This is a genomic window from bacterium, from assembly GCA_040753085.1.
GTDB lineage: Bacteria > UBA9089 > JASEGY01 > JASEGY01 > JASEGY01 > JASEGY01.
The window spans coordinates 21,776-27,955 of record JBFMHI010000023.1; the positions used below are offsets into that span (position 1 = coordinate 21,776).

At 44.2% G+C, this 6,180-nt stretch carries 5 protein-coding genes; 3 read left to right on the plus strand and 2 right to left on the minus strand.

Annotation, left to right across the window (positions count from 1 at the left end):
- Positions 1-68: 68 nt before the first annotated feature.
- A complete protein-coding gene (locus tag AB1797_04420) occupies positions 69-458 on the minus strand; it encodes a CBS domain-containing protein (GenBank protein ID MEW5766857.1) in 390 nt (129 codons plus the stop codon).
- Positions 459-547: 89 nt separating this feature from the next.
- On the opposite strand from AB1797_04420, the gene AB1797_04425 reads away from it, so the two are divergent.
- Positions 548-742: a hypothetical protein gene (locus AB1797_04425; protein MEW5766858.1), complete on the plus strand. Its 195-nt coding sequence runs from the start codon at positions 548-550 to the stop codon at positions 740-742.
- Here AB1797_04425 and AB1797_04430 read toward each other — a convergent pair.
- Complete coding sequence (locus tag AB1797_04430) at positions 734-3,799, minus strand: FAD-dependent oxidoreductase (GenBank protein MEW5766859.1); 3,066 nt, start codon at positions 3,797-3,799, stop codon at positions 734-736. The two genes, AB1797_04425 and AB1797_04430, sit on opposite strands and share 9 nt — an antisense overlap.
- A gap of 595 nt (positions 3,800-4,394) precedes the next feature.
- Here AB1797_04430 and AB1797_04435 point away from each other — a divergent pair.
- On the plus strand, positions 4,395-5,030 hold the full coding sequence (locus AB1797_04435; GenBank protein ID MEW5766860.1) for a hypothetical protein: 636 nt from the start codon (positions 4,395-4,397) through the stop codon (positions 5,028-5,030).
- 6 nt (positions 5,031-5,036) lie between these two features.
- Positions 5,037-5,852: a nucleotidyl transferase AbiEii/AbiGii toxin family protein gene (locus AB1797_04440; protein MEW5766861.1), complete on the plus strand. Its 816-nt coding sequence runs from the start codon at positions 5,037-5,039 to the stop codon at positions 5,850-5,852.
- The last annotated feature ends 328 nt before the right edge of the window (positions 5,853-6,180 follow it).

Consider the following 6,180-nt stretch of genomic DNA (forward strand, 5'->3'; position numbering starts at 1 on the left):
CCTGTAAACAGTCAGGTTATCGGTTATCAGTAAGGAGTAACCAGTAATCAGTTATTACTGATCACCGATCATGACTCCCTGGGATATAAAATGTCCCGCACAGAGATAAGGCCGACCTCTTTTCCTTTATCGGTCACCAAAAGATGTCGCACCTTCCAGCAGGCCATAGCGTAGTAGGCCTCAGAAATAGACGTCTCAATAGCAATTGAAACCGGTGGTCTGCTTACCAGTTTCTCAATAGATACCTCTTCAGGGATAAGTCCTTCAGCCACAACCTTACGCACTATATCCGTTTCAGAGATCATACCAAAAATCTTCCCTTTTAAAGTAACCAAAAGAATGCCCACCTTATGCTCATTCAGCATAACCACGGCCTCACTTACCCGCTGCTTAATGTCAATAGTCAAGAGATTGGTGGTCATTACCTCGCCCACCGATTTTTCAAAAAAAGTAGTCATTGTCATCCAGCCTTTTCGATTTTCTTTATTGACATATCTCTTAGAAGATGTTATAGTATAATCAAAAAATTCAGGAGGAGGGTTCAGCAATGCCTCAGACTGTTCAGATCCCAGTAGAGCTTCTTACTAAGATGACCAAATCTCTTCATCTATTTGAGGAACTGAGTGAAGAATTAGAAGACTATCTTCTAACTCAAGATCCTGCTTTTATTGCCAAAATGCGTCGTGCTCGTGCTAATCACTTATCAGGTAAGGTACGACCATTATCTGATTTTCTATCCTGAACCTGCTGTCTCCACCATAGCCAGCACCTGCTCATCGCTAAATCCATAAAGCCTTGGCGCGGCCATCCGGCATGTGGCCACACAGGTGCCACACCCTTTACAGAGGGCTTCTTTTATCTCGGCCTTACCATTTTCATTCATTTCTATCGCCTTGTAGGCACAGACATTTTCACATAGACCGCAACCGGCACACAGATTTTGATCAATGTAAGCTATCTCCTCACCGACCATAATTACTTTCTTGGAAAGCACTGTACTCGCCCGCGCCGCCGCCGCTTTGGCCTGGGCAATGGATTCACCCAGAGGTTTAGGATAGTGAGCCAGTCCGGCTACAAATACACCCTCCGTGGCAAAATCTACCGGCCTCAGTTTCATGTGAGCCTCCAGGAAAAAACCATCCTCATTAAGCGGCACCTTGAAATGCTGGGCCAGGTCTTTAACCGGATTGGCTACAATGGCTGGCGACAGGCAGACAAAATCTGCCTGAAGTCTCACCTTTCGACCCACGACAGGATCCGTCACCAGCACCTCCAACCCCGTATCTCCCTTTTTAACTTCGGGTTTATCATCCTCTTTGTAGCGGATAAAGATGACCCCCTTTGAACGGGCGGTCAGGTACAGTTCTTCGTTAAAACCATAAGTTCTCACATCCCGATAAAGGACATAGATGTTCATATCCGGATTCTGCTCTTTGAGTGATAAAGCCGTCTCCACGGTATGGGTACAGCAGACCTTGCTGCAATACGGCCGGTCCTTATCCCGTGAGCCAACACACTGGATAAAGACGGCGCCTCCCCTTCGTGGGTACTCGGGATGACAGATGGCGGATGGCCAATTTAAAAGCCTCGCATCCAGTTCCTGAGAGGTCATCACCCGGTCATCTTCACCGTAGAGATATTCACCTTCTGGAATATATGCCTGAGCCCCAACGGCGATAATGGCCACACCGTGTTCAATCCTTTTGACCTTTGACTTCTGACTTCTGACTTCTGTCCTAAAATTCCCCACAAATCCGGAGACTGACTCCACTTCACTATTTAGGTAGACAGAGATGTTATGGTGGCTGTTTACCTTTGCCATCAGGCTATTCAAGTAGGAGGCGACTTCCTGTCCCTGAAAATTGTGACGTAATTTAAGGGCATTACCGCCCAGTTTGTCTGACTTCTCAATCAAGGTCACCTTAAATCCCTGGTCAGCCAGGCTAAGGGCGGCTTCCATTCCGGCCACCCCACCACCAATAACTAAGCCGTCGTGGTTTAAAGTAAGATCAAATTCTCGCAGCGGTTGAAGTTTGGCCGCCTTTACGATGGCCATCCTTACCAGGTCTTTGGCTTTGGCCGTAGCATTTTCAGGCTCATTCTGATGCACCCATGAATCTTGATCTCGAATATTGGCCATTTCAAACAAGAATTTATTCAGGCCAGCCTCCCGGCATGTATCCCGGAAAAGCGGCTCATGGGTCCTGGGGGTACAGGCCGCCACAACCACCCGGTTTAACCCTTTTTGGCGGATTACCTCTTTCATCCTCTCCTGGGTATCCTGAGAACAGGTGTATAAGGCATTTTCAACATATCCAACAAAGGGAAGACCGGCCGCATAAGCTCTAACAGCCTCAACATCAACCACGCCTGCAATATTAACCCCACAGTGACAGACCCAAACCCCAATCCTGGGCGGCTGACCGGCAATGTTGATTTCAGGAGGCACCTCTTTTGTTTTTACCAGCGTCCCGCGCGCTTCGGCCAGGACCGCCGAGGCTTCACAAGCCGCCGCACTTGCCTCCATCACTGAATAAGGAATATCCTTTGGCCCATGTAATGCCCCGCAGACAAAAATACCCTCTCTTGAGGTCTTAACCGGTGCAAAGCCGTCTGTCTGGCAAAAGCTATGCGCATTAAGTTTAAGGCCCAGCCGGCCGGCCAGTTCCACTGCCTCCCTCACAGGCTCAAGCCCAATCGAAAGCACCACCATATCAAACACTTCTTCCCTGATTTGCCTGTCTTCATCCGTAAAAATAAGCCTCAGGCGCTCACCCTCATCCCCTACCGGATCAATGGTATGAATCCGGCTTCTGACGAAACGAACACCGTGTTCTTCCCGGGCGCGGTTGTAATATCTTTCAAATTCCTTGCCATAAGTCCGCATATCCATAAAGAATATAGCGGCCTCAAGCGGATGATCGGCGTGTTCTTTGGCGATTACCGCCTCTTTGATGGCATACATGCAGCAGACAGCCGAACAGTAGGTATTCTTACAGTGAGTTTGATCCCTGGAACCAACACACTGGAGCCAGGCAATCTTTTCAGGGTGTTTTTTGTTGGAAGGTTTAAGCAGATGCCCCTGGTTAGGCCCAGAGGCGCTTAGAAACCGCTCAAACTCCATACTGGTCACCACATTGGGATATCTTCCATATCCATAAGTGTCGTAGGCAGCAGGATCAAAAGGACTAAACCCTGGCGCCATAATTATTGAGCCGACATTAATATCAACCTTCTCTTTCTTATCCTCAAAATTTATGGCCTCACTGGCACAAAACTTCTCACAAAGACCGCATTTCTTCCCTTTAGCCAGCCGGAGGCATTTTTTGTCATCAATAACATATTTTAAAGGAACAGCCTGGGGATATTTGACGTAAATCGACTTGCGAGTGGAAAGCCCCATATCATATTCGTTAGGGACCTTAACCGGACATTTTTCAGCGCAGATGCCGCAGCCGATACATTTGTTCGGATCAACGTATTTGGGATGTTTAGTAACCGTTACCGTAAAGCTGCCGGCTTCTCCGCTGACATTCTCCACCTCTGACAGGGTGAGGAGCTCAATATTGAGGTTCTTGCCGCAATCAACCAGTTTGGGCGAGAGGATACACATGGAGCAATCATTGGTGGGAAAGGTCTTATCCAGTTGAGACATTACCCCGCCAATGGCCGGGGATTTTTCAACCAGATAAACATAATAGCCGGAATCCGCTAAGTCCAATGAAGTCTGAACACCCGCAATTCCGCCGCCCACTACCATGACCGAACCGATTGTCTTTTTGATTGGTTTGTTACTCATTGTAACGCCCCTTCCCCTTACATAGCAATATCTGTAAAGCCTTCCACCTTCAGTCTATCCACCTGATCGGTAAATGGCCCCAACGATAATCAATGTCCCTTATCTCAACCAACACTAAAGGTAACCGTTCAGCCACCAAGGCACGAAGACACATTAGTGTCTTTGCGGCTGAACACTTACCACTGAAGTTCAGATATTCCTCTATATATAAATTATATCTGTAGAAATTATATATATACCATACTCTCCAATATCTGTCAAGGGTTTTTTTAGGTTTTTGAAAAAAAATTCGACCTGTACGGTTAAGAAACCGCTGAAGCGGTTAGGAGGGGGACTTGTTCTCTACCGATTCACCCCGATAAATCGGGGTGCTATTCTCATCATCTCCTCATTTCTATCGAGATTAATATCCCCATTTCTACTGAGATTAGCACCCTAATTTATCAGGGTGATGCGAATAAGACAACATATAGAATCATAACCGCTTTAGCGGTTTCCAAGGCTCAGCCTAACCGTACAGGTCGAAAAGTTTCTTGACAAATCCAAATTTATAATGTATAATTCTCTAAATCATATAAAAGGATGATTTAGAGAAATGAAATACCTGGAGTTTAAGAATATTATCAGAAAATTTCCTATTATCTCCTCAAGTCATATCTTTAACCTAACTCCAAAACCGCGTTCTTTGAAGAATCAACTGACTATCTGGCAAAAGAAAGGTTTGCTAATCAAACTAAGGAAGGGATTATATATTTTAAATGAGCAAGACCGAAAGATTACCCCTTCAAGACTTTTCATCGCTAATGCCCTATACTTACCTTCTTACATCAGCACCGAATATGCCCTTTCCTACTATGATTTAATCCCTGAAAAGGTTGAAGACCTTACTTCTGTTACCACCAAAAAAACTATTAGTTTTAAGAATGTATTTGGCAGTTTTCATTATCAACACTTAAAGACAGAACTATTCTTTGGTATGAATCAGATAATGGATGAGAACAATCTACCAGTCTTCTTAGCCCATCCTGAAAAAGCCATGCTTGACTTCATCTATTTGAATCTAGAGGAGTTTAAGAATAAGGGGATGGATTTCTTTGAAGAGGCTTATCGGTTTCAAAATCTAAATATATTAAAGGAGAAAAGGTTGATGGAATTTGCTAAAAGATACAAAAATAAGGTGCTTATTGATGTAGTGAATAACCTATTAAATTTTATGCGAGAGAAGGGTTAACCAGTAATGTTAGATTTAATTAAAAAAGCCATCTTAGGAGTTGAAACGCGTGAGGCAAAAATTCATATTGCAAGGGAATTTTTGCAGTTGCTCACATTAAAAATCTTATATGATCGGGGTTATTTCAAAAACCTTGCCTTTGTTGGTGGAACAGCATTGAGGGTTCTTTACGACTTGCGGAGATTCTCAGAAGACCTTGATTTCTCGCTTATCAACCGCGAAGGCTATAATTCTGATGCCTTTTTAAGAAGTGTGGTTTATGAATTAAAGAAGAATGGATTTTCTCTGGATGTTAAAGAAGCAAAAGAGAAGACTGTTCAATCAGCTATACTTAAATTTAAGGATATCTTATTCACCTTAGGCTTATCTAACTTAAAGGCCGAGAAGTTGTCTATTAGAGTAGAGATAGATGCAAATCCGCCGACGGGCTGGGATACAAATATCTCTTTGGTAAATAAGTATTTTGTCTTTACGGTAACGCATTTTGATATTCCCTCTCTTTATGCCACAAAACTCCATGCCTGTTTTTTTAGAAAATATACCAAAGGAAGGGATTTCTACGACCTTTTGTGGTATCTTGGAAAGAAAACGCTGCCCAATTTCAAATTTCTCAATAATGCTATAGAGCAGACAGAGGGCAAAAAAGGTAATGTAGATGAGAGGAATTTTAGAGATTTTTTACAAGAAAAATTAGCCAGTATTGATTTTGGAAAGGTCAGGAAGGATGTAGAGAGGTTTATAGTAGATAAAAACGAACTCAAACTGTTGGATGCCCATTTAATCCTCAATCTCCTTGATAGTGTAGAATTGAAATCTATGTAACCGTTCAGCCACCAAGGCACGAAGACACGAATATGTGTCTTAGAGAGCAGTAGAGCCATAGAGCAGCAGTTCTGGAACTTTCAGAAAAGTCTTTAACTACTGGGCTACTGCTCTGTTGAGCTATTAAGAGATAGTAACCGTTCAGCCACAGATGCACACAGATGAAACACGGAAAATCCGTGAGCCGTGTCCGTGATTCGGGTCTGTCCTTAGGCTGTAGGGACAACCCTTGTGGTTGTCCGTCTACGGAACGGACATGGACAAGCACGGACAGGGACAAGCCCTGTCCCTACACTTCCGCCTTCTGTCCTGTGTTATTTATCCGTGC

What these genes read in the sequence shown, in the direction of transcription:
- AB1797_04420 (MEW5766857.1), bottom strand. Translation starts at nt 458, where the DNA reads ATGACTACTTTTTTTGAAAAATCGGTGGGCGAGGTAATGACCACCAAT.
- AB1797_04425 (MEW5766858.1), top strand. Translation starts at nt 548, where the DNA reads ATGCCTCAGACTGTTCAGATCCCAGTAGAGCTTCTTACTAAGATGACC.
- AB1797_04430 (MEW5766859.1), bottom strand. Translation starts at nt 3,799, where the DNA reads ATGAGTAACAAACCAATCAAAAAGACAATCGGTTCGGTCATGGTAGTG.
- AB1797_04435 (MEW5766860.1), top strand. Translation starts at nt 4,395, where the DNA reads ATGAAATACCTGGAGTTTAAGAATATTATCAGAAAATTTCCTATTATC.
- AB1797_04440 (MEW5766861.1), top strand. Translation starts at nt 5,037, where the DNA reads ATGTTAGATTTAATTAAAAAAGCCATCTTAGGAGTTGAAACGCGTGAG.